General features: G+C 72.9%; 20 protein-coding genes and 1 pseudogene. 7 read left to right on the forward strand and 14 right to left on the reverse strand.

What is annotated here, in order from left to right; genetic code table 11:
* Nucleotides 1-14: 14 nt before the first annotated feature.
* Complete coding sequence (locus ACZ4M5_RS06710; RefSeq protein ID WP_467733767.1) at nucleotides 15-1310, reverse strand: glycoside hydrolase family 26 protein; 1296 nt, start codon at nucleotides 1308-1310, stop codon at nucleotides 15-17.
* Between the two features lie 158 nt (nucleotides 1311-1468).
* Here ACZ4M5_RS06710 and ACZ4M5_RS06715 point away from each other — a divergent pair, with 158 nt between their 5' ends.
* Together ACZ4M5_RS06715 and ACZ4M5_RS06720 are read left to right on the forward strand one after the other, a co-directional pair.
* A complete protein-coding gene (locus ACZ4M5_RS06715; RefSeq protein ID WP_467733769.1) occupies nucleotides 1469-2656 on the forward strand; it encodes a carboxylate--amine ligase in 1188 nt (395 codons plus the stop codon).
* 29 nt (nucleotides 2657-2685) lie between these two features.
* On the forward strand, nucleotides 2686-2904 hold the full coding sequence (locus ACZ4M5_RS06720) for a hypothetical protein (protein ID WP_398110180.1): 219 nt from the start codon (nucleotides 2686-2688) through the stop codon (nucleotides 2902-2904).
* Nucleotides 2905-2956: 52 nt separating this feature from the next.
* Here the strand turns inward: ACZ4M5_RS06720 and ACZ4M5_RS06725 are convergent, their stop codons facing one another.
* The 3 genes from ACZ4M5_RS06725 to ACZ4M5_RS06735 form a co-directional block, all read right to left on the reverse strand.
* Complete coding sequence (locus tag ACZ4M5_RS06725) at nucleotides 2957-3694, reverse strand: chaplin (RefSeq protein ID WP_467733772.1); 738 nt, start codon at nucleotides 3692-3694, stop codon at nucleotides 2957-2959.
* Between the two features lie 137 nt (nucleotides 3695-3831).
* Entirely contained in the window at nucleotides 3832-4059 is a 228-nt protein-coding gene (locus ACZ4M5_RS06730) for a chaplin (RefSeq protein WP_451878011.1), read from the reverse strand.
* A 232-nt stretch (nucleotides 4060-4291) separates the two neighbouring features.
* Nucleotides 4292-4687, reverse strand: coding sequence for a rodlin (locus ACZ4M5_RS06735; RefSeq protein WP_467733774.1), 396 nt, complete (start codon nucleotides 4685-4687; stop codon nucleotides 4292-4294).
* A 245-nt stretch (nucleotides 4688-4932) separates the two neighbouring features.
* Between ACZ4M5_RS06735 and ACZ4M5_RS06740 the strand changes: the two genes are divergently transcribed.
* Nucleotides 4933-5328 carry a rodlin gene (locus tag ACZ4M5_RS06740; RefSeq protein WP_266457110.1) on the forward strand — a complete coding sequence of 132 codons (396 nt, stop codon included), beginning with the start codon at nucleotides 4933-4935 and terminating at the stop codon, nucleotides 5326-5328.
* Nucleotides 5329-5405: 77 nt separating this feature from the next.
* Here ACZ4M5_RS06740 and ACZ4M5_RS06745 read toward each other — a convergent pair whose 3' ends face one another.
* The 9 genes and pseudogenes from ACZ4M5_RS06745 to ACZ4M5_RS06785 form a co-directional block, all read right to left on the reverse strand.
* Complete coding sequence (locus ACZ4M5_RS06745) at nucleotides 5406-7325, reverse strand: AMP-dependent synthetase/ligase (RefSeq protein WP_467733777.1); 1920 nt, start codon at nucleotides 7323-7325, stop codon at nucleotides 5406-5408.
* Between the two features lie 97 nt (nucleotides 7326-7422).
* On the reverse strand, nucleotides 7423-8919 hold the full coding sequence (locus tag ACZ4M5_RS06750) for a vWA domain-containing protein (RefSeq protein ID WP_467733779.1): 1497 nt from the start codon (nucleotides 8917-8919) through the stop codon (nucleotides 7423-7425).
* A 147-nt stretch (nucleotides 8920-9066) separates the two neighbouring features.
* The gene (locus ACZ4M5_RS06755) at nucleotides 9067-9933 is read right to left on the reverse strand and encodes an ABC transporter permease (RefSeq protein ID WP_467733781.1); all 867 of its coding nucleotides are present in this window, start codon (nucleotides 9931-9933) and stop codon (nucleotides 9067-9069) included.
* Nucleotides 9930-12584: a CocE/NonD family hydrolase gene (locus ACZ4M5_RS06760; protein WP_467733783.1), complete on the reverse strand. Its 2655-nt coding sequence runs from the start codon at nucleotides 12582-12584 to the stop codon at nucleotides 9930-9932. The genes ACZ4M5_RS06755 and ACZ4M5_RS06760 overlap by 4 nt, the downstream gene beginning before the upstream one ends.
* Before the next feature lie 267 nt (nucleotides 12585-12851).
* On the reverse strand, nucleotides 12852-14240 hold the full coding sequence (locus ACZ4M5_RS06765; protein WP_467733785.1) for an APC family permease: 1389 nt from the start codon (nucleotides 14238-14240) through the stop codon (nucleotides 12852-12854).
* 219 nt (nucleotides 14241-14459) lie between these two features.
* Entirely contained in the window at nucleotides 14460-15962 is a 1503-nt protein-coding gene (gene mmsA, locus ACZ4M5_RS06770; protein ID WP_467733787.1) for a CoA-acylating methylmalonate-semialdehyde dehydrogenase, read from the reverse strand.
* Nucleotides 15959-16159, reverse strand: a pseudogene (locus ACZ4M5_RS06775) (hypothetical protein); the annotation flags it as partial. The pseudogene ACZ4M5_RS06775 and the gene mmsA, both read right to left, overlap by 4 nt.
* Nucleotides 16160-16498: 339 nt before the next feature.
* Nucleotides 16499-16888 (reverse strand): cupin domain-containing protein, encoded by a 390-nt coding sequence (locus ACZ4M5_RS06780; protein ID WP_467733789.1) that lies wholly within the window; start codon nucleotides 16886-16888, stop codon nucleotides 16499-16501.
* A gap of 35 nt (nucleotides 16889-16923) precedes the next feature.
* Nucleotides 16924-17406: an alpha/beta hydrolase fold domain-containing protein gene (locus ACZ4M5_RS06785; protein WP_467734266.1), complete on the reverse strand. Its 483-nt coding sequence runs from the start codon at nucleotides 17404-17406 to the stop codon at nucleotides 16924-16926.
* Between ACZ4M5_RS06785 and ACZ4M5_RS06790 the strand changes: the two genes are divergently transcribed.
* Nucleotides 17329-17754, forward strand: a complete 426-nt coding sequence (locus tag ACZ4M5_RS06790) for a helix-turn-helix domain-containing protein (RefSeq protein WP_467733791.1) — start codon at nucleotides 17329-17331, stop codon at nucleotides 17752-17754. The two genes, ACZ4M5_RS06785 and ACZ4M5_RS06790, sit on opposite strands and share 78 nt — an antisense overlap.
* A 262-nt stretch (nucleotides 17755-18016) precedes the next feature.
* Nucleotides 18017-18217, forward strand: a complete 201-nt coding sequence (locus ACZ4M5_RS06795; protein ID WP_333933447.1) for a helix-turn-helix transcriptional regulator — start codon at nucleotides 18017-18019, stop codon at nucleotides 18215-18217.
* A 69-nt stretch (nucleotides 18218-18286) separates the two neighbouring features.
* On the opposite strand, the gene ACZ4M5_RS06800 is transcribed toward ACZ4M5_RS06795, so the two are convergent.
* Nucleotides 18287-19330 carry a zinc-dependent alcohol dehydrogenase family protein gene (locus tag ACZ4M5_RS06800; protein ID WP_467733793.1) on the reverse strand — a complete coding sequence of 348 codons (1044 nt, stop codon included), beginning with the start codon at nucleotides 19328-19330 and terminating at the stop codon, nucleotides 18287-18289.
* 211 nt (nucleotides 19331-19541) lie between these two features.
* Here ACZ4M5_RS06800 and ACZ4M5_RS06805 point away from each other — a divergent pair, with 211 nt between their 5' ends.
* Both ACZ4M5_RS06805 and ACZ4M5_RS06810 read left to right on the forward strand, forming a co-directional pair.
* Nucleotides 19542-19781, forward strand: coding sequence for a heavy-metal-associated domain-containing protein (locus ACZ4M5_RS06805; protein WP_467733795.1), 240 nt, complete (start codon nucleotides 19542-19544; stop codon nucleotides 19779-19781).
* A gap of 150 nt (nucleotides 19782-19931) precedes the next feature.
* The gene (locus ACZ4M5_RS06810) at nucleotides 19932-22172 is read left to right on the forward strand and encodes a heavy metal translocating P-type ATPase (protein WP_467733797.1); all 2241 of its coding nucleotides are present in this window, start codon (nucleotides 19932-19934) and stop codon (nucleotides 22170-22172) included.
* The last annotated feature ends 534 nt before the right edge of the window (nucleotides 22173-22706 follow it).

Genomic DNA, 22706 nt, shown 5'->3' on the forward strand with positions numbered 1-22706 from the left:
CGTGCCCTGCGGGGCTAGCGCGTGGTGCGCGACCACCAGTCGAGGCGCACGCAGAGCTTCCCGCCGATCCAGTACTCCACCCAGTCGCCGAGGTTCAGCGGCGAGCAGTCCTGCGGCCGCGGATGACTCGGCTGGGGGGTGGGCGTCGGGGTCGGGGTCGGGGTCGGAGCCGGGGTCTGGGCCGGTGCGGTGGGCGTGGTGGGCGTGGAGGGTGCGGTGGGCGTGGAGGGGGCCGGCTCCGGGTCCTTGCGGCCGAAGAGGAACGACCGGTAGACCTCCGACGCCCGGGGGTTGGACCCGCACTGCCACACGCCGTGCGGGCAGTAGTCCGTCAGCGTCTGGTAGAGCGGCTTGTGCTCGTCCATCCACGCGAGCATGCGCTGCATGTACTCGGGGTTGTCGCCGTTGCGGAACAGTCCCCACTCGGGGAACGAGATGGCCTTGCCGTGCGCCTTGGCGAAGTCCACGTGGTGCTGCAGCCCGTACGGCTCCGACACCTGCTCCTCGAAGGCCATGCCCCGCGGCTGGTCGTAGGCGTCCAGGCCGATGATGTCGACGGTGTCGTCGCCCGGGTAGCACTCCGTCCAGGGCACCGCGTCGCGGCCGCGGCTCGGGGTGAAGTCGAACCGGAACTTCTGGCCCGGCACCGCGCGCATGGTGGTGACGATCCGGTTCCAGTACTGCTTCCAGGCTTCGGGGTCGGGCCCGCAGCGGTGGGTGTAGGTGATGCCGTTCATCTCCCAGCCCAGGACCAGGACGGTGTCCGGTACGCCCAGCTCGACCAGCCGCTCGCCGAGTGCGCGGAAGTGGTGGTCGAACCGGCCGGCCGCGGCCTCGCCCAGCAGCCGGCGCACCTCGCGGTCGGGCACGCCCTCCTCGTTGCGCTCCATCATCGGCACGTTGAGGACGAGCAGCCGATCCGCCCTCTCGCGGCGCCAGTTGGCCCACACGTCGAGGAAGCCGGGGCGGCCCTCGATGTTGCTCCAGCGGTCGCCGGGCAGGTAGGTGTGCCCGACGCGCAGGTCGGCGCCGCCGAGCCAGGTGCTCAGCTGCGCCATCCGGGCCACGCCGCGGGGGCCGTAGTCGAGGTAGGCGCCGATGGCCGGGGTGGTGCGCGCCGGTGGGGCGGACGTGGTGGGCGTGGGGGCCGCCGGGGTGGCCGTCACCGATGGCGGTGCCGGTTCGTCGGACCGTGCCGTTCCCGCGCCCGCCGCGGTGGTCTGGCCGGACGCCAGGACCGCTGTCGCGGCCACCGCCGCCGCGACGATTGCCAGCCGCCGGGACCGTGCGCGTCGCTGCCGTGTGGCCATGGGCGCCCCTTTCGCTCGTCTCCGCTTAGTGACACCCAGTCATATGAAAGACATTCACGCCACCGCCGCTGAGGCTTTCGAGTGGCCCCCTCGCCCGCACCGGTGACCCTGTTCGAAGGAATGAGTTCGGGTCGCTGCTCGATGTTCGCGTCCCCGCGGTGGTGCTGCGGATCGACCGGAACCCCTTTCACCACGGCACGCTCGGCGCGGTCCGGTCCCTGGGCAGGGCCGGGGTGGACGTGCACGTGGTCGCCGACGGCGCGGGCAGTCCGGTGCGCCGCTCCTGCTTCGTCCGGGGGGTGCACACGCCCCCGCCGCCCGGGGCGGACCCGGCGGAGGTCGCGCGGGTGCTGTGGGGGGTGGCGGCCCGGGTCGGGCGTCCGGCGGTGCTCGTGCCGATGGACGACGCGAGCGCCCTCGCGGTGGGCCGGACGCGCGAGGAACTGGGGTCCGGCTACCTGCTGCCGTCCCTGCCGGGCACGCTCTGCGAGCGCGTGGCCGACAAGGCGGAACTGGCCCGGACCTGCGCCGCTCTGGACGTGGCGCACCCGGAGACGATCGCCCCGGACAGCCCCGCCGAGGCCGTCACGGCCGTCGCGCGCCTGGGGCTGCCGGTGGTGGCGAAGTGGAGCCGGCCCTGGCTGCTGCCGCCGGGGGCCGGGCTGCGCAGCACGGTGCTGGCGCACTCCTCCCGGCAGGCACGGGAGCTGTACGCGCGTTCGCCGGAGGCGGGCAACCGGCTGCTGCTGCAGGCGTTCCTGCCGCCGGGCCGGGACCGGGACTGGTTCGTCCACGGGTACGCCGACCGTTCCGGGGCCGTGCGGGCCGGCGGCACCGGCCGCAAGCAGCGGGCTCGGCCGCGCGGGGCGGGCCTGACGTCGGTGGGCCGCTGGACGGCCAACCCGGAGGTGGGGGCCCTCGCCGAGCGGATCACGCGGGCCCTGGGTTACCGCGGCATCCTCGACCTGGACTTCCGCCGCTGCGGCACGACGGGCCGCTACCACCTGCTCGACTTCAACCCGCGCCCCGGGGCGCAGTTCCGCCTGTTCACCGATTCGGCGGGCCTGGACGTCGTCCGGGCGCTGCACCTGGACCTGACGCACCGTCCGCTGCCGGAGGGGGCGCCGCGGCCGGGGCGGGCGTTCGTGGTGGAGAACTACGCGCCGTGGAGCGCGCTGCGTCCGGCGCCGGCGGGGCGCGAACTGGCCTGGCACGCACCGGACGACCGGGCGCCGGGGCGGGCCATGTGGCGTCTGTGGACCCGGCACGCGGCGGGCCGGGTGCTGCGGCGTCCGAGCCCTGCGTCTCCGGGGGCCTCACCCGGCTGGCTCGGTAGAAGTACGTGACTTTCTACTTAAATGTCTAACTTGTGCTCATGACTCACATGAAGCGCACCGCCACGGTGCTCACCAGCCTCGCCCTGAGCGTCTCCGTCCTCGGCGGCACGGCGTCCGCCGCCGACGCGGACTTCCTGCCACGACTCGACTCCGCGTCGAGCTCGTCCGACTCCCGTGAGTGCAACGAGCACGACAGCCTGGGTCTGCTCCTGCTGGGCATCCCGCTGCTCGGCTTCTTCTACCCGGCCGACTGCTGATCCCACGGACGACGAACGGGTGCCGGGCGCTTTGCGTCCGGCACCCGTCGTGTCAGCGGTGGGAGGCGGCCCGGCCGCGGCGGTAGAGCACGACGCCGCCCGCGATCATCACGGCACCGGCAGCGGCCGCTCCGTAGACGGCCTCGGCGCCGGTCTCGGGAAGGCTGGGCGGCTGCCCGGGCCCGCCGGGAGGCGTCTGCTGACCGCCCGGGGGTGTCGCCGGGGGCGTCGACTCGTGGCCGCCCGGCGGGGGCGTGTGCGGGGGCGTGGTCGGCGGAGGGGTGTGCGGGGGCGTGACCGGGGGTGTCTGCGGGGGCTTGGTGGGAGGGGTGTCGCCGTAGCCGTACCCGCCGTCGTCGTCCCCGTATCCGCCGTCGTCGTGCTCGTCGTCGCCGTATCCGCCGTCGCCGTCCCCGTACCCGTCGTCGCCGTACCCGCCGCCGGACGGCGCGTCACCGGCGTGACCGCGGGACGTGTCGTCGTCCTCGTGCGCCGCGGTGCTGGAGGAGTCGTGCCGCTCGTCCGCGTGGCGGCTCTCACCCTTGTCCGGGCCGGTGGCGCAGGAGTTGCCGAAGGCGGGGTTGAGCGCGGCGGCCACGTCGACGGTGTTGCCGCAGGCGTTCACAGGCACCTCGACCGGGACCTGGACGTTGTTGCCGGACACGGCGCCCGGCGAGCCCTTGGTCATTCCGTCGGCCGACGTGTCGGCGAGCGCGGCGCCGCCGCACAGGGACAGGATGCCCGTCGCAGCCGCCGCCGCGACCATTCCCCTGCTCAGGGTCTGTCGCAATCTCGTTGTCCTTCCGCTCGTGAAAGCCCGTGAAAGCTCGTGGGAGCTCGGGGAAGTGGGAAAAGCCGGCCCCGGAACGGAAGGTGATGTCCCGGGGCCGGCCAGGTCGCAGCCGGTGCTGCAGGTGCGTTACCGCGTCAGTCGTTCACGCACGCGTTGCCGAACGCCGGGTTCAGCAGGGCGATGATGTTCACGGTGTTGCCGCACAGGTTGATCGGGATGTGCACGGGGACCTGGATCACGTTGCCGGACAGGACACCGGGGGAACCGACGGCGGCACCCTGGGCGCCCGCGTCCGCCATGGCCGGGGTGGCCATGCCCAGCGCCATGATGGCGCCCGCGACGACAGCAGCGCTCTTCTTCATGAGACTTCCCTTCTCTGCGGTCATGCCCCTTTGACGGCCGAAACCGAGCGAGCACAGCTTGTACGGCTCGCACCATGACCTGCAGCCTGCAAACGAGGAATTGACGGCCGGGGAAACTGAGCAACGTATCGCACCGGGTAATTCACTCGATTGCCGCAGGAAAAGATGCGGATATGGCCGGGCGGCCCCCCGGATTTCCGGTGGGCCGCCCAAGCTCGCGTGCGGTACTTGCTCACTCGCCGTTCGCCGAGAGGACCGACAGGTCCTCCAGGATGTGGTTGAGCGCACCGTCCCGCTTGCTGTTCGTGGAGTTGTCCGCGCACTGCTGCTGGACGTGGTCCGACAGGATCGGGATGTCCTGGACAACCACGCCGATGAGAAGTGCGACGCCGACGTCGAGGTCCTGAACAGCGACACAGGGCTTGTTGAGCGTCCCGTCGACCAGCGAGAGCTGGGGGCTCATGTCGCCCTTGGTCGCCGAGTTGCCGAACGACGACGACGCGCCGTTGCCGTTGGCGACGGACGGTCCGGAGTCGTCCCCGACGGCAAGAGCCTGGGGAGCTGCCGCCACCGACATTCCGATGACACTGGCGGCGGCCGCCGCGGCGACCATTGCCTTCTTGAGCACTTCGCGTTCCTTTCCTCGTAGCGACGCATGTCCTACGGCCTCATCAACACGGCTCCGGATGATTGGTTGCGGGTGTTCACCCGGTTGGCCCGCAGCGCCCGAAACTGCTGATAATCAGCCGGGGACGAAGAACACACAAACTGTCCTGGCGTGGGCCGACAGGGTGACGAGGAGAAACCATGCACCGCTCGCGCAGTTGACCAGAACGCTCCGTAGGACGGGGTTTCCTCAGAAAGGACTGGTCAGTGATCAAGAAGGTTATTGCCACCGCGGCGATCGCCGCTTCCGTCATGGGAGCCTCCGCCGCCGCGGCCCCGCAGGCCCTGGCGATCGGCGACGACAGCGGTCCCACGGCCGTGAACGGCAACGGGGCGATGCAGAGCTTCGGCAACTCCTCGACGTACGGCAACATGAGCCCCCAGATGGCGCTGATCCAGGGCTCGTTCAACAAGCCGTGCATCGCGGTGAACGACCTGCCCATCGGGGTCGGCGCGCTCATCGGCATCCCGATCCAGGACATCCCGATCCTGTCGGACCACCAGCAGCAGCAGTGTGCCGAGAACAGCACCAACGCCAAGCGCGACGGTGCGCTGGCGCACCTGCTGGAGGACGTGTCGATCCTGTCGGCCAACGGCGAGTGACGTACCGGCTCCGCTGAGGCGGGCCGTCGGGCTGCTGCCCGGCGGCCCGCCTTCTTGTGTGCCGGTGCCCCGGTGCGTCAGGCCCGGCGCGCGTACAGCGCCTCGATCTGCTCCGCGTACGCGGCCGTCGCCGCTCGGCGCTTGACCTTCAGGGACGGGGTGAGCAGCCCGTTCTCCTCGGTGAACTCGCCCTCGACCAGGGCGAAGGAGCGGATCGACTCGGCACGGGAGACGGCCTCGTTGGCGTGGTCGACGGCCTTCTGGACGTCGGCGCGCAGCCGTTCGTCGTGGATCAGCCGGGACAGCGGGGTGTCCGCGGGGAGTTTGCGCACCGCGAGCCAGTGCGCGAGCGCCTCGGGGTCGAGCGTGATCAGGGCGGCGACGTAGGGGCGCCCGTCACCGACGACGAGGCACTGGCCGACGGGCGGGCGGCTGCGCAGGCGGTCCTCCAGGACGGCCGGGGAGACGTTCTTGCCGCCGGTGGTGACGAGGATGTCCTTCTTGCGGCCGGTGATGGTGAGGTAGCCGTCGTCGTCGAGGGAGCCGAGGTCGCCGGTGGCGAACCAGCCGTCGTCCAGCACCTCGGCGGTCGCGCCGGGGTTGTTCCAGTAGGCGCCGAAGACGATGCCGCCCTTGATGAGGACCTCGCCGTCGCCGGCGATGCGGACGGCGGTGCCGGGGACCGGCAGGCCGACCGTGCCGGGGCGGGGGTCCAGGGGTGGGACGACGGTGGCGGCGGCGGTGGTCTCGGTGAGACCGTAGCCCTCGTAGATCAGGATGCCGGCCGCGTAGAAGAACAGGTTGAGTTCGCGGTCCAGGGGGCTGCCGCCGCTGATGGCGTAGCGCATGCGGCCGCCGAGCTCTTTCCGCATACGGCGGTAGACCAGCAGGTCGTACAGGGCGTGGGCGGCGCGCAGACCGGGGCCGGGGCCCTTGCCGCGACCCAGGAACCTGTTCATGTGGGCCTCGCCGAAGCGGACGGCGATGCGGTGCGCGCGGTCGAAGGAGGCGCCGCGGCCGAGTTTCTCGGCGGTGGCGCGGCCGGTGTCGTGGATCTTCTCGAAGAGGTAGGGCACGCCGACCAGGAAGGTCGGGCGGAACGACTTGAGGGCCGGGCGCAGTTCGTCGGGCTTGATGCCGGGGCAGTGACCGGTCTCGATGCGGGCCATCAGGCACGCGATCTGCAGGGTGCGGCCCAGGATGTGCGCGAGGGGCAGGAACAGCAGGGTCGAGGCGGTCTCGCCGGTGACCGCCTTGAACAGCGGGTGCAGCAGCTCGACGGTGTTGGCGGCCTCCGCGTGCAGATTGGCGTGGGTGAGGACGCAGCCCTTGGGGCGTCCGGTGGTCCCGGAGGTGTAGCAGAGGGTCGCCGTGGTGCCGGGGGTGAGGGCGGTGCGGCGCTTGGTGACCTCCTCGTCGGGGACGTCCCGGCCGAGGGCGGTGAGGTCGTCCAGGGCGCCGCCGTCCACCTGCCAGACGCGGGGCGGCTCGGCGTGGGCGGCGGTGCCCGCGCGGACCGTCTCGGCATTCGCTGCCGTCTCCGCGACGACGTACCGGGCCCCCGAGTCGCGGACGATCCACTCGACCTGGTCCGCGGAGGAGGTGGCGTAGACGGGCACGCTCTGGCCGCCGGCGGACCAGACGGCGAAGTCCAGGACCGTCCACTCGTAGCGGGTGCGGGACATGATCGCGACGCGGTCGCCCGGTTCGAGACCGGCCGCGATCAGGCCCTTGGCCACGGCGGTGACCTCGCGGGCGAAGGCCGCCGCCGTGACGGGCTGCCAATCGCCGTGCCGTTCGCGGCGCAGCACGACGGCGTCGGGGTCCTCGGCCGCGTGGGTGAAGGGGATGTCCGCGGTGCTGCCCGTCGTCGGGCGGGGCGCGAGGGGGGCCGTGCGGGCCTCACGGACGACGCCCCGCTCGTCCCGGACGGTCTCGGCCCTGACCGCCAGGTCGGTGCGGTGCTTGGCCCGTTGCAGATCCTTGCGTACGCCCATGACGGCTCCCGGTCGCGGATGAGGCTGACGTGCTGCCGTACTTACTTACTCCGGAGTCAACTTACTCATGCGTAGCCAGGGGTCAATGGGGCGGGGGTCACATCAGGCGATGGGCGGCGGTGCGGATCGCCTCGGCCAGGCGGCGGAGCTCGGCGTCCTCGGTGCGGTCCGCCAAGTCGTCGGCTCGGCTCACGAGTTGTGCGAGTCGCGGGGCGCCGGGTACGGCGTGCCCGCCGTGACGCAGGGCGTCGGCGAAGTAGGCGGCCGTGGCGGTGGTCCGCAGGCCGCGGCCGGCGCTCCAGACGGAGTCGCCGAGGGCGTCGGTCTCCAACTCGCCCGTCTCCTCGTGCGGGTCGCGGGTGCCGGGGTCGAGCCAGCGGACGGTGGCGGTGGCGAGGTGCCCGTGGGCGCCGGGCCGGGTACGCACGGCGTACAGGGCGGTGACGGTGTGACCGGGGCCCACCTCGCCGCCGTCGACGCGGTCGTCGCGGAAGTCCTCGTCGGCGACGCGGCGGTTGTCGTAGCCGATCAGCCGGAACTCCTCGACGGTGGCCGGGTCGAAGGCGACCTGTGCCTTGGCGTCGCGCGCGGTGAGCTCGACGTTGCGCGGGAGTTGCTCGCCGAACACCTTGCGGGCCCCGGCCTCGTCGGAGACGTAGGCGGTGTGGCCGTCGCCCTTGTCGGCGAGGCGTTCCATGAGGGCGTCGCCGTAGTCGCTGCCGACGCCGACGCCGAAGAGGGTGATGCCGTGCTCGCGGCGTTCCCCGGCGATCTTCTCCAGGATCGAGTCGGCGTCGGTGTCGCCGGTGTTGGCCAGGGCGTCGGAGACCAGGACGACCCGGTTGGTGGCGCCCCGGCGCAGGCCCTCCACGGCGGTCTCGTAGCCCTGCTCGACGCCGGCGCCGAGGTTGGTGGAGTCCTGGATGTCCAGCTCGCCTATGGCGTCGAGGATCCGGTCGCGGTTGCCGTCCAGGCGGGTCATGGGCAGGACGGTCTCGGCCTCGTCGCTGAAGGTGACCAGGGCGACGGAGTCCTCGTCGCGCAGCCGGTCGGTCATCACGGCGAGGGACTTGCGCGCGAGGTCCAGGCGGCCCGGCTCGGCCATGGAACCGGAGACGTCGATGACGAAGGTGAGGGCGGCGGGCGGACGGGCGCCGGTGTGCCCGGCCGAGCGGGTGGCGAGGCCGACGCGGACGAGGGACCAGTCCTCGTCCCCGGTGCGGGCGCCGTCGACGGTCACCGAGAAGCCGTCGCCGTCGGGGCGTTCGTAGTCCTGGCGGAAGCTGTTGACGAACTCCTCGGGGCGGACCGTCGAGGGGTCGGGCAGCAGGCCGTCGGCCAGGACGCGGCGGGCGTGGTCGTAGGAGGCGGTGTCGACGTCGAGGGCGAAGGTGGAGAGGTGGCCGGGGTTCTCCCGGCGGTCCTCGTACTGGTCGGCGTCCCGGCTGCGGGCGGGTGCGGGCAGGCCGGAGAGGTCACGGTCGCCGCTCTTGCCGCCGTGGCTGCTGTCACCTCCCCCGCCGCACGCGGTGAGCAGCAGTCCGCCCGCCGCCGTCAGGGCGAGCAGCAGTGTGCGTGTCCGGTACCGCTTCATCGTCCGTACCCCCTGGGTCCGTTGCTTCGGCTTCTTGCGACTGTGACGGCGTCGGGGGGCGGAACGTGCGGTACGGGGCGTTGCGGAAGCGTCTCGAAGCGGCCACGGGAGGGGTCCGCCGAGACCGGTGGGTGATCCTCCGTTGACCTAGGAGACGACGTCCTTGCGGGCGAAACCGCGGAAGGCCAGGGCGAACAGCACGAGCGCGTAGGTCACGGAGATCGACGAGCCCTGGATCATGTCCGACCACTCCAGCCGGGGCCGGACCGCGTCGAGCCAGGCGTACTGCCAGTGCGCGGGCAGGAAGTGGCGCCAGTCGCCGAGGGCGGTCACCTCGTCCAGGACGCTGCCGATGATGGTGAGGAACACCGCGCCGCCGACCGCGCCGAGCGGGGCGTCCGTCCGGGTCGACAGCCAGAACGCCAGAGCGGCGGTGACCAGTTGGGACACCATGAGGTAGGCGACGACGATCAGCAGCCGCTGGGCCGCCGTGCCGGTGGGCAGCGCGCCGCCGGTGGGCAGCTGGAGCGGGCCCCAGCCGTACGCGGCCGTGCCGGCGATCAGGGCGACCACCGGAAGCAGCACGAGGGCCGCGAGGCTCAGGGTGAGTCCGACGGCGAGCTTGGACCACAGCAGCCGGGCCCGGGGCACGGGCGCGGCGAGCAGGTAGCGCAGGGAGGACCAGCTCGCCTCGGAGGCCACGGTGTCGCCGCAGAACAGGGCGACGGGGATGACGAGCAGGAACCCGGCGGCGGCGAACAGGTTGACGGCCGCGAAGTTGGCGCCGGAGGCGGTGGCCGTGTCCATGAGGTTGACGCGGTCGTTGGTGCCGCCGGGGTCGCCGCCGACCTGGAAGGCGATGAGCAGGATGACCGGCAGGGCGAACAGGACACCGCCCATGACCATCGTGCGGCGCCGCTTCAGCTGCCGGACCAGCTCCACGCGGAAGGGCAGGGTGCGGCCCGCGCGGTAGCCGTCGGCGACCTCGACGGGCGGCTCGGCGAGCTGGCTCATGCTTCGGCTCCGATCAGGGTGAGGAAGGCGTCCTCCAGGCGGCGGTGCGGGCCGACCGAGGTGACCGGCACGTCCAGCCGCACCAGGTCGGCGACCAGGCGCTGCGGGCTCCCTTCGGGGCCGAGCCGGACCAGCAGTCCTTCGTCGGTGCGCACGGCCGAGGCGACTCCGGGCAGGGCGGTGACCTTCTCCCGCAGCGGCTCGTCCACGGGCGTGGCCGTGCCGACCAGGAGCGTGTCGCCGGAGCCGGTGATGTCCGCGACCGGGCCCGCCTGGACCAGCTGCCCGTGGTCCATCACGACCAGGTGGGTGCAGGTCTGCTCGACCTCCGCGAGCAGGTGGCTGGAGACGATGACCGTGCGGCCGGCGGCGGCGTAGCGGATCATCACCTCGCGCATCTCGCGGATCTGGGGCGGGTCGAGGCCGTTGGTGGGCTCGTCGAGGATGAGCAGGTCCGGCAGCCCCAGCATGGCCTGGGCGATGGCCAGGCGCTGGCGCATGCCCTGGGAGTAGGTGCGCACCGCCCGGGCGAGGGCGTCGCCCAGACCCGCGATCTCCAGGGCCTCCTCCAGGTGCGCGTCCCCGGTGGGGCGGCCGGTGGCGCGCCAGTACAGCTCCAGGTTCTCGCGGCCGGACAGGTGCGGCAGGAAGCCCGCCCCTTCGACGAAGGCGCCGACCCGGGAGAGGACCGGGGCGCCCGGGGCGATGGCGTGGCCGAAGACGCGGATCTCGCCGCCGTCGGGCTTGATCAGGCCCATCAGCATGCGCAGGGTGGTGGTCTTCCCGGCGCCGTTGGGGCCGAGGAGGCCGAGGACCTGGCCCTTCTCCACGCGGAAGGAGAGGTCCCTGACGGCGTACCGGTCGGAGGACCTGGCGTAGCGCTTGGTCAGGCCGGTGATCTGGAGGGGTACCTCGGCGAGGGCGGGGTCCGGCGGGGCGGGGGCGGCCGTGCGGCGGCGGCCCGTGACGATCAGGGCCAGCGCGATCGCGGCGCCGGCCAGCGGCAGCCACCACACCCAGGCGGGCAGCCCGGCCCCCGAGTCGCGCTGTCCGAGCGCCGACGGCACGTCCAGCCCGCCCTTGAGGGAGACGGTGTAGGTCGCCGGGGCGCTCGGGGAGGCGTAGCCGAGGTCGGTGGAGGCGAGAACCAGCCGCAGGCGGTGGCCGTCGTCGATCTCGTGGTCGATCGCCGGGAGGGTGATGCGGACGTCCTTGCCCTCCTTGGCTCCCTCGACCCGGACGGGCGTGACGAGCTGGGACGGCAGGACGGGCTGGGTGCGGCCCGGGCCGACGTCGTAGAGCTTGGCGAAGAGCACGGCGTCGTCGCTGGTGGACTTCACATGGACGGTCACCGTGGGCGAGCCGGTGATCTGCAGGTCCTCGCGCTGCGGCGCGGACTCGAACGCGGCGAACTGGCCGGGGAAGTCCAGGGAGACACCGATGCCGAGCGTGGAGAGCCGGCTCAGACCGCCCGCTCCCCCGAGTCCGGGCAGGGCGGAGACGCCGGGCGGGCTCGCGCCGGGCGGGTTGGCGAAGCTCTGCTCGCGCCCGGCCAGGGCGACGGAACGCCGTCCGCTCTCCAGTCCGGGGTAGCGCTCGGAGGTCACCCCGGCCAGGCGGGGTTCGCCGTCGCCGGAGCCGGTGCCGAGGGTGCGGGTGACACGGAAGGCGGGGCCGGTGGCGGCGGCCTGGTCGCCCTTCAGGTGGTGGTCGAACCAGGAGGCCACGCGGCCTTGGACCCGGCCGGTCTCCATGTCGCCGCCGTCGTGGCCGCCGGCGATCCAGTCGACGTCGACGGGGGCGCCGTTGGCGCGGATCGTCCTCGCGGCCTCGTCGGCCTGGCCGAGCGGGAAGAGGGAGTCGGACTGGCCCTGGATCAGCAGCGTCGGCACCTGGATGTCCGTGCCGACGGCGGACGGGGAGCGCTCGTCGAGCAGCTTGCGCGCCTGCGCGTCGGGCGTGCCCGACTCGGCGACCCGCTCGTACATCCGGCACAGCTCGGGTTCGAACTTCGCGCAGCCCCCGCCCGAGTTGACGAAGATGCCCGCCCACAGCTTCTTGAACACGCCGTTCGGGAAGAGGGCGTCGGCCAGGTTCCAGTAGGTGATGGCCGGGGCGATGGCGTCCACGCGGTCGTCGTGGCCCGCGGCGAGCAGGGCGATCGCACCGCCGTAGGAGGCGCCGGCCATGCCGACCCTCGGGTCGCCCTTCGCGTCGAGCTCCACCTGGGGCTGCTTCGCGAGCCAGTCGATGAGCCGCGAGACGTCGGCGACCTCGCCCTGCGGGTCGTTCAGGCCGATCTTCCCGGTCGACGTGCCGAAGCCGCGGGCCGACCAGGTCAGGACCGCGTAGCCGTCCCGGGCGAGGTCCTCGGCCTGCTGCCGGACGTCGTTCTTGCTGCCGCCGAAACCGTGGCCGAGGAGGACGGCGGGGCGGCGGCCCTCCCCGGGGGCGGTGAAGTAGGAGGTGTCGATGCGGATGCCGGCACCGGTGGCCAGGGTCCGGTCTTCGCGGTGGACGGAGGGCTTCTCGTCGTTCCCGACGGCCGTCCACGTGCCCGCGCCCGCGAGGACGACGACGGCGGCCCCGGCGGCGAGCAGCCTTCGGGGCCGCCGGAGCAGCCCGCGCAGGTCGGGCAGTCGAAGATCCATGCGTCAACGGTACGGGGTGAAACTGTCGGTCGGTTGTCGACCGGAGGCCGAAGTGCGGGGCCTTCCAGGGGTGTACACGGAGTTTGCGGCGTACTGCGGGTGGTGTACGGCGTGGAGCTCGGGGAGGTGCTGTTGTCTGCCGGGTGGTGTACGGCTCGGAGCTCGGGAGTTGCTGTCGTCTGCCGGGTGCGGGTGCTTCGGGGTTGCTCGCGCAGTTCCCCGCGCCCCTGAGGGCATGCAGCTCCCGGCGCTGCCGAAGAACCGTCCTCACTCCTCCGGTACCGACACCAGCCAGCGGGTCTCTCTGCGCGGGCGCAGGTACAGCGCCCAGTACAGGGTCGCCGCCGCCGTGATGCCGCCGGTCCAGAGCAGGTACGTCGGGTCCTGCTGGACCAGGACGTAGACCAGGACCACGATCAGCAGGAGCGGGGCCGCCGGCCACAGGGGCATGCGCCAGGCCGGGGTGTGCCGGTGGGTGCCGCGGCGGGACAGCAGCGCGGCGACGGCCACCAGGAGGTACATGCCGGTCACCGAGACGCCGGTGACGCCGTAGAGGGTGTCCAGGTCGACGAAACACAGGGCGGCGCCGGGGACTCCGACGGCGAGCGTGGAGACCCAGGGCGAGCCGAAGCGGCCGAGGCGGGAGAAGAGGGCGTTGACCGGGGAGGGCCACGCCTTGTCGCGGGCCGAGGCGAACAGGACGCGCGAGTTCTGGATGACCATCACGATCCCGGCGTTGATGATCGCCAGGGCCACGCAGAGGCTGACGAACGTGCCGACGGCCGAGTTGGACCAGGCGGTGACCATGGTGCCGATGTCGCCGCCCGTCAGCGCGGCGAGGTCCGGGGCGCCCACGGTGATGGCGGCCACGGGGACGAGGATGATCACGGCCGAGATGGCCAGGGTGGCCAGGACCGTGCGGGCGACCGAGCGGCGGGGGTTCTCCAGTTCCTCGGAGAGGTAGACCGCGGTGGAGAAGCCCTGGGTGACGAACAGGGCGATGGCGAGGCCGGAGACGACGAGCAGGGCCGTCACCGTGTCCGGGGCGCCGCTGGGCCCGGCCACCTCCATCGAGGTCAGGGCACCGGGCCCGCGCTCGGCGTGGGCGAAGCCGAGGACGGCCACCACCGCCGCCGCGATGACCTCCAGGACCAGGAAGATCCCGGTGATCCAGGCGTTGGCCCGCAGGTCGAGCAGGCCTGCCAACGTCGCCAGGAGCATCACCGAGGCGCCCGTCAAGGAAGGGTCGAGGTGGACGAGCGGGGCGAGGTAGTCGGCCGTGCCCATGGCGATGACCGGAGGGACGATCATCACGACGAGCAGGGAGAGCACGAAGACCAGCCAGCCCGCGAGGCGGCCGGCCAGCGTCGACACCATCGCGTACTCCCCGCCGGCGCTGGGGATGAGGGTGCCCAGCTCGGAGTAGCAGAACGCCACCGCGACGCAGAGCAGCGAACCGATGGCGATGGTGAGGGCGGTGGCGGTGCCGAGCGTGCCGAACAGGTCGGGGACCACCACGAACAGGGTGGAGGCCGGGGTCACGCAGGACAGCGTGAGCAGGGTGCCGCCGACCACGCCGATGGAGCGCTTCAGCTTCTTGGGGCCGCCCGGCGCCTGCGCGACGGTGGCCTCGACAGGGGGGAGGGTGTCGGTCACGTGAGGGATGCAACATCGACGGAAACCATCACGTCAATGCCTCTTTGCCTACGGATTCCGCAGCCGTAGGCGCGTCTTTCACGCGTTAACGTTGCGTTAACGCTTCTGCGCCACGGATTCGGCGCGTGCGGGAACCGCAGGACGGACGAGCAAAAAAGTGGGGCCGTCCGCGATGCGGACGGCCCCGGTGCCCGGTGCCGGTGGTCCCGGCGTCCGGTGTCAGTGGTTGCGCGGGAAGCCCAGGTCGACGCCCGCCGGGGCGTCGGCCGGGTCCGGCCAGCGGGTGGTGACGACCTTGCCGCGGGTGTAGAAGTGCGTGCCGTCGTTGCCGTAGATGTGGTGGTCGCCGAAGAGCGAGTCCTTCCAGCCGCCGAAGCTGTGGTAGCCGACGGGGACCGGGATCGGGACGTTCACGCCGACCATGCCCGCCTCGACCTCCAGCTGGAAGCGGCGGGCCGCGCCGCCGTCCCGGGTGAAGATCGCGGTGCCGTTGCCGAACGGCGAGGCGTTGATCAGGTCCAGGGCCTCCTCGTAGGTCTCGGTGCGCAGCACGCACAGGACCGGGCCGAAGATCTCGTCCTGGTAGGCCTTGGCGGACGTGGGGACCTTGTCGAGCAGCGAGATGCCGATCCAGTGGCCGTCCTCGAAGCCCTCCACCGTGTGGCCGGTGCCGTTCAGGACGACCTCGCAGCCCTCGGCCGCCGCGCCCTCGACGTAGGAGGCCACCTTGTCGCGGTGGACCTTGGTGATGAGCGGGCCCATCTCGGAGGCCGGGTCGTTGCCGGGGCCGATCGTGATCTTCTCGGCGCGCTCGCGGATCTTCTGCACGAGTTCGTCGCCGATGGCGCCGACCGCGACGACGGCCGAGATGGCCATGCAGCGCTCGCCGGCGGAGCCGTAGGCGGCCGAGACGGCGGCGTCGGCGGCCGCGTCGAGGTCGGCGTCCGGGAGGACGAGCATGTGGTTCTTGGCACCGCCCAGGGCCTGGACGCGCTTGCCGTTGGCGGAAGCGGTGGTGTGGATGTAGCGGGCGATGGGAGTCGAGCCGACGAAGGAGACGGCCTTGACGTCCGGGTGCTCCAGCAGGCGGTCGACGGCCACCTTGTCGCCGTGGACGACGTTGAAGACACCGTCGGGCAGGCCCGCCTCGGCGAGCAGCTCGGCGAGCCTGACGGACGCGGAGGGGTCCTTCTCGGAGGGCTTGAGCACGAACGTGTTGCCGCACGCGATGGCGACGGGGAACATCCACATCGGCACCATGGCCGGGAAGTTGAACGGCGTGATGCCGGCGACGACGCCGAGCGGCTGGCGGATGGAGGAGACGTCGACGCGGCTCGCCACCTGCGTGGACAGCTCACCCTTCAGCTGCACGTTGATGCCGCAGGCCAGGTCGACGATCTCCAGGCCGCGGGCGACCTCGCCGAGGGCGTCGGAGTGCACCTTGCCGTGCTCGGCGGTGATCAGCTCGGCGATCTCGTCGCGGTGCGCGTCGAGCAGCGCCCGGAACCGGAACAGGATCGAGGTGCGCTGGGCCAGGGAGGACTGGCCCCAGGTGGCGAAGGCCTCCTTGGCGGCGGCCACCGCCGCGTCCACCTCGTCGACCGAGGCGAACGCGACCTTCGTCGTCACCGCGCCGGTCGCCGGGTCGGTCACCGGCCCGTACGTGCCCGAGGCGCCTTCGGCGGTCTTGCCGCCGATCCAGTGGTTGACGATCTTCGTCATGGCCGGGAACTCCTTCGCAGATGGCGGCGTCGGGTGCAGACGTGCCGTTCGTACAGCTCATGTGCCTCGACCGCGGACAGCACTGTCGCGGTCTCGGCCACGGATCCATCCCACCAGTCCCGGGCGGCGGGCGCGCCCGACACTGTGTCTGCCGTTCGGGTCTCCGAGTGGACACATGTGGGAGTGCCGGCGGACCGGCGGCACCGGTGGACGGGGACCTCCGGCGCGGGGCCGTAGCGGGCGGGGAGTTGTCGCTCGCACTTCGCTCCTGCCAAAGCAAAGCGGCCTGCCGCGCCGGAGGCGATCTGGACCCGGGCGCCGCCGGGCGCGTCCGGGTGGCGGGGCCCTCCGACGGCCGGAGGGCGGGTGCGGGTCACGCGACGGCCCGGATCCACTCCCCTGTGCCTCACGGTGCTCAGGTCGTACGCCATCGCGGTCCCCTCGTGCTCGGCTCTCCCCGGCTTTCTAGCCCCCTTCCTGAAGCCATGTCAATGTTTTGTCCGGACATTCGGACCAGATCGTGGCAGTACTCGTCGCTACCCTTCGCGGACCCGCTCCAGCCGGCTCCCGCAGGGCAGGGTGACGGACATGATGTCGCTGGGCGCGTCCAGGGCGATGCGGTGCCAGCGGCCGCGTGGCACGACGACCGCGGCACCCGGGCCCAGGGCGGTGACCTCCTCCCGCTCCCCCGGCCGCTCGGCGCGCAGGTGCAGCCGGATGCCGCCGGTGAGGCAGGAGACCACCTCGTCCGCCTCGGTGTGGATCTCCCAGTGGTCGGCGTGGACGTCCTCGTCGGTCTCCACGTGGAAGGTCATCAACTGCCAGCTGTCCTGCTCGGGGTCGAACGCGGGCTCCTCGGCACGCACCCGGCCGTCGTCGCCGAGGCGGACGAAGGAGGTGAACAGGCCGAACGGGGCGAGAGTCATGCCGGTGTGTCCTTTCGGTGGGTGATCCGGGTGGTTCAGCCGGCCAGGGCGCGGCTCAGGGCCCCGGCGAGTTCGGCGATCTGCCGCTGCGAGACGTCGGCGGAGAGGATGGCCTGGGAGCCGTGGAAGGTGCCGGGCCACTGGTGCAGTTCGACCTGCACACCGGACCGCAGCAGGCGCAGGGCGTAGGCGATGCCCTCGTCCCGGTTGGGGCACAGCTCCGCGGTGGCCAGGTAGGCGGGCGGCAGGCCGGTGAGGTCGGCGGCCCTGGCCGGGGCCGCGTGGGGAGTGGCGGCGGCGGCGCCGAGGTAGTGCCGCCACGAGGCCGCGACCTTGTCGCGGGTCATCCAGGGCGTGTCGGTGAAGGTCCGCTGCGACCACGTCTCCTGCCGGTCGTCCAGGCCGGGCTGGCCGACACCGGCGTCATCCTGGCCTCGGCGGTGGACCGGGCGCGGCTGCCCTCCGGCGTGCGCGCCGGCATCGGCGCCGCCGGCAGGCCCGACCTCTCCTGGCGGCAGGCCCGCACGGCGCTGCGGTTCACCACCGAACGCCGGCCGGTCGTGGCGCACGCCGAACTGGGCGCACTGGCGCTGCTCGCCGAGGTCCCGGCCGAGACGGTGCGGGCCAACGCCGACGTACGGACGATCGCCCGGCTCGCCGAGGTGCCGCAGGACCTGCGCACCCTGGAGGCGTACTGCGCGACGGGCTCGCTGCGCCGGGCCGCCGATCTGCTCCACCTGCACCACAGCAGCGTGGCCCGCCGGCTCGAACTGATCGGCCGGGCCCTGGGTTTCGACCTCACCGACCCGGCGGGCCTGTCGCGTGCCGCCCTGGCCCTCACGGCCTGGCGGCTGCCCGACGGCTGACGGGACACGCCCGGGCCCCCGTCAAGGCGCCCCGCCGCCGACGGGGCGCGCGGCTTTGCCCCGGGTCTGTCACAAACACCTCCTCCGTGTCACACATGTCGCGCGTACGCGGGTCTTGCGTCACACCCGTCCCACAGGCCCTGTCCGGTCCCCCCGGATGTCGTTGACCGGACACAGGCTTGTTGATCGCCAGCGCAGCACCCGGCTCCCCCGCACGGCCGCCCCCGGCCGCCGCCGCGGTGCGCGCGGGGAGGTGCACGTCATGACCGACCGAAGGCTCTGGTCGTACAAGGAGATCGCGGCGCACATCCGGGTGCAGCCGGACACCGTGCGGTCCTACCGCAAACATGGGCTGCTGCCGCCACCCGACCACGTGGAGGGCGGCAAACCCTTCTGGTACGCCGACACCGTCCGGGCCTGGGTGGCCGCCCGGCCCGGCAACCGGGGCCGGAGAGCGGACTGACCGCCGTACCGCCCGAGTCCACCGTGCCGTGCCCCGCCTCCGGGCGGGGCACGGTCGTTCCCGGCGGTGTCAGCGCCAGGGTTCGGCGACCGTCACCCCCGCCCCGGGCGCCGTTCCCATCGCCGCCAGCGCGGCCGGCACCTCCTCCAGCCCGATCACCGACGTCACCAGCAGGTCCGGGCGCAGCACGCCGTCGCGGACCAGTTCCAGCATCGGCGGGTAGGCGTGGGCGGCCATGCCGTGGCTGCCGAGCAGTTCCAGCTCCAGGGCGATCGCACGGGCCATCGGCACGGGCGTCGTGCCGTCCGGCGAGGGCAGCAGGCCGACCTGGACGTGGCGGCCGCGGCGGCGCAGCCCGTCGACGGAGGCGGCGCAGGTGACGGGAGAGCCGAGGGCGTCGAGGGAGAGGTGGGCGCCGCCGCCGGTGAGGTCGCGCACGGCCGACGCGGTGTCCGGCACGGCCGACGCGTCCAGGCAGTGCGCCGCGCCGAACCTCCGGGCCAGTTCCAGGGCCCCGGCCGACACGTCCACCGCCACAACCCGGGCGCCCGAGGCCGCAGCGATCATCACCGCCGACAGCCCGACCCCGCCACATCCGTGCACGGCGACCCACTCCCCCGCCGCGACCCTGCCCTGCTGCACCACCGCCCGCCAGGCCGTGGCGAACCGGCAGCCCAGCGAGGCCGCCGTCGCGTACGACAGCTCCGCGGGCAGCGCCACGAGGTTGACGTCGGCGTGGTCCAGCGCCACGTACTGCGCGAAGGAGCCCCAGTGGGTGAACCCGGGCTGGGTCTGGCGTTCGCACACCTGGTGGTCGCCGGCCGCGCAGGAGGGGCAGGTGCCGCAGGCGCAGACGAACGGCACGGTGACGCGGTCGCCCGGTCGCCGGCGGGTCACCCGGGCGCCCACCGACTCGACGACACCGGCCAGTTCGTGCCCGGGCACGTGCGGCAGGGTGATGTCCGGGTCGTGGCCCTGCCAGCCGTGCCAGTCGCTGCGGCACAGACCGGTGGCCTCGACCCGCACGACGGCCCCGTGCTCCGCGGGCCGTGGATCGGCCACCTCCCGCACCTCGGCCGCTTCCCCGTACCGCTCGAACACCACGGCCCGCATGCCCCGCCCGCCTTCCGTCCCCGGCCCGCCCGGCTGCGCGGGAGGCCCCCGCGGCCGGGCCGTCGGCCCCTGCGGGGGAACGCTAGCCGCCGGGGTGACGGCGGGCCGGTGGGGCGTCGGGGACTGATACCCCCTAGGGGTACAGTGGAAGGGAGTGGGAGACCCCTCACGGGTCCCCGCGGCCCCACACGCCTCGACGAGGAGTAACGACATGACCGCCCAGACCGACACCACGGGCCCCGTCACCACCGTCTTCAAGGTGAGCGGCATGAGCTGCGGACACTGCGAAGGCGCCGTCTCCGGTGAGATCGGGCAGCTCCCCGGCGTCAGCGAGGTGACGGCCGTCGCCTCCACCGGTGAGGTCACCGTCGTCTCCACGGCCCCGCTCGACGACGAGACCGTGCGCGCGGCCGTCGACGAGGCCGGCTTCGAACTGTCCGGCCGCGCCTGACCCACCGCCGCCGGACCCCGGCGCCCGCACCGAGGTGTCGAGGGGCCCGGCCCCGGCACTCGTACCCCGGGTACGGGCCGCACGCAGCCGTTCCCGGCCCATGCGGCCCGTACCGTCCGGCGGGCACACCGCGTCTCCTGGAGCGACGACATGACCAGCACCACCGGCCGGGCGCCGGCCGGCCACGAGCCGGCGGCCGCCGAGACCGAACTGCTCATCGGCGGCATGACCTGCGCCGCGTGCGCCGCACGCGTGGAGAAGAAGCTCAACCGCATGGACGGCGTGAGCGCCACGGTGAACTACGCGACGGAGAAGGCCCGGGTCACCCACCCCGCCGGCGTCGGGGTCGACGAGCTGATCGCCACCGTGGTGAAGACCGGGTACACGGCCGAGGAGCCGGCGCCGCCCGCCGAGGAGACGCCCGCGGCCGAGGAGGCGGATCCCGCGCTGTCGGCCCTGCGCCGGCGCCTCGTGGTCTCCGCCGGCCTCGCCCTGCCGGTCGTGCTGCTCGCGATGGTCCCGGCCCTGCAGTTCGACAACTGGCAGTGGCTCTCGCTCACCCTCGCCGCACCGGTCGTGGTGTGGGGCGGGCTGCCCTTCCACAGGGCGGCCTGGACGAACGCCCGGCACGGCGCAGCCACCATGGACACCCTGGTCTCCCTGGGCACGCTGGCGGCGTTCGGCTGGTCCCTGTGGGCGCTGTTCCTGGGCGACGCGGGCATGCCGGGCATGCGCCACCCCTTCGAGCTGACGGTCGCCCGCGGCGACGGCGCCTCCACGATCTACCTGGAAGTGGCCTCCGGCGTCACCGCCTTCCTCCTGCTGGGACGCTGGCTGGAGGCCCGCTCCCGGCGCCGCGCGGGAGCGGCCCTGAGGGCGCTGATGGAACTGGGCGCCAAGGACGTGACCGTGTTGCGCGACGGGCGCGAGGTGCGGATCCCGGCCCAGCGGCTGGCCGTGGGCGACCGGTTCGTCGTCCGGCCCGGCGAGAAGATCGCCACCGACGGCACGGTCGTGGAGGGCGCCTCCGCGGTGGACGTGTCGATGCTGACCGGCGAGTCGGTGCCGGTGGACGTCGCGGCCGGGGACGCCGTCACCGGTGCCACGGTGAACGCGGGCGGCCGGCTGGTCGTCGAGGCCACCCGGGTCGGCGCCGGGACACGGCTGGCCCGCATGGCCCGGCTGGTGGAGGACGCGCAGAACGGCAAGGCGGAGGTGCAGCGGCTGGCCGACCGGGTCGCCGGGGTGTTCGTCCCGGTGGTGCTGTCCATCGCCGTCGCCACGGCCGGGGCCTGGCTCGGGCTGACCGGGGACGGCGTCGCCGCGTTCACGGCCGCCGTGGCCGTCCTGATCATCGCCTGCCCCTGTGCCCTGGGGCTGGCCACCCCGACCGCGCTGATGGTCGGCACCGGCCGCGGCGCCCAGCTCGGCATCCTCATCAAGGGCCCGGAGGTGCTGGAGTCCACCCGCCGGATCGACACGGTCGTGCTGGACAAGACCGGCACCGTCACCACCGGCCGCATGACGCTGCAGGAGGTCCACGCCGCCGAGGGGACCGACGAGAAGGAGGTGCTGCGGCTGGCCGGCGCCGTCGAGCACGCCTCCGAGCACCCCGTCGGCCGGGCGATCGCCCTGGGCGCCGCCGACAGGGCCGGGGACCTGCCCGGGGTCGAGGACTTCCGCAGTGTGCCCGGCCGGGGCGTGCGTGGCCGGGTGGAGGGCCGCGAGGTCGCCGTGGGGCGGCTCTTCGACGCGGTGCCGCCGGACCTCGCCCGGGTGCGGGACGAGGCCGAGCGCGCGGGACGGACGGCCGTCCTGGCCGGCTGGGACGGGACGGCGCGGGCCGTGCTGTCCGTGGCGGACACGGTTCGCGAGACCAGCGCCGAGGCCGTGCGGGAGCTGCGCGCGCTGGGACTGGCGCCGGTGCTGCTGACCGGTGACCACCGCACGGTGGCCGAGGCGGTCGCCGAAGCCGTGGGGATCGAGCGGGTGGTCGCCGAGGTCCTGCCCGAGGACAAGGTCGACGCCGTGCGGCGGCTGCAGGCCGAGGGGCGGGTCGTCGCCATGGTGGGCGACGGCGTCAACGACGCGGCCGCGCTCGCCACCGCCGATCTGGGCCTCGCCATGGGCACGGGCACGGACGCGGCGATCGAGGCGGGCGACCTGACCCTGGTCCGCGGCGATCTGCGGGCGGCCGCGGACGCGATCCGGCTCTCCCGCCGCACCCTGGCGACGATCAAGGGCAATCTCGTCTGGGCCTTCGGCTACAACGTGGCCGCACTCCCCCTGGCGGCCGCGGGGCTTCTGAACCCCATGATCGCGGGGGCCGCGATGGCCTTTTCGTCGGTCTTCGTGGTCAGCAACAGCCTGCGACTGCGGACATTCAAGTGAAGTCGCCCGAATTCGCCCTAAATTCACGGCGAACGTGATTTGAACCCCTCTGGAGTCCCGGGCCGGGCTCACATAAGCTCTTCACAAGGCTCGCGCATCTTCCTTACGCTGGGACCTCCCGGACGGCACATCCGGGCTCTTGCCCACCTATAGGACATATGCAAGAGACGCAGATCACAGTGATGTGAACGTAACCATCCGAGGGGTTCGAAGGTCTAAGTTGACGATGTCAGGAAGCGTCTTGGGGGGCGCGACCCGACATCTGGGGATGTCTTGGGGGACTTCCCCGGAGATGCGTTGCCGGGGCACGTACACCGGGAAGCTTTGAGCGGCCCTCCCGGGCGTGCGCTGTCCCGGCAGATCGCACCTCGTACCAGGAGTGCGGCGAGTTCCGCTCGTCGCGCTCGCACAGCGATTCAGGCGCTGTCCTCACAGACGCCCGGCCGGATCCCGTGGGGGGAATCCGTACCGGGACTGGGAAGGCGCCCTGGACGTCGGCCCGTGGGGGGACCGACGCCGGGGCGCCTTCTTCAT

Source organism: Streptomyces sp. NPDC026246 (assembly GCF_055567995.1).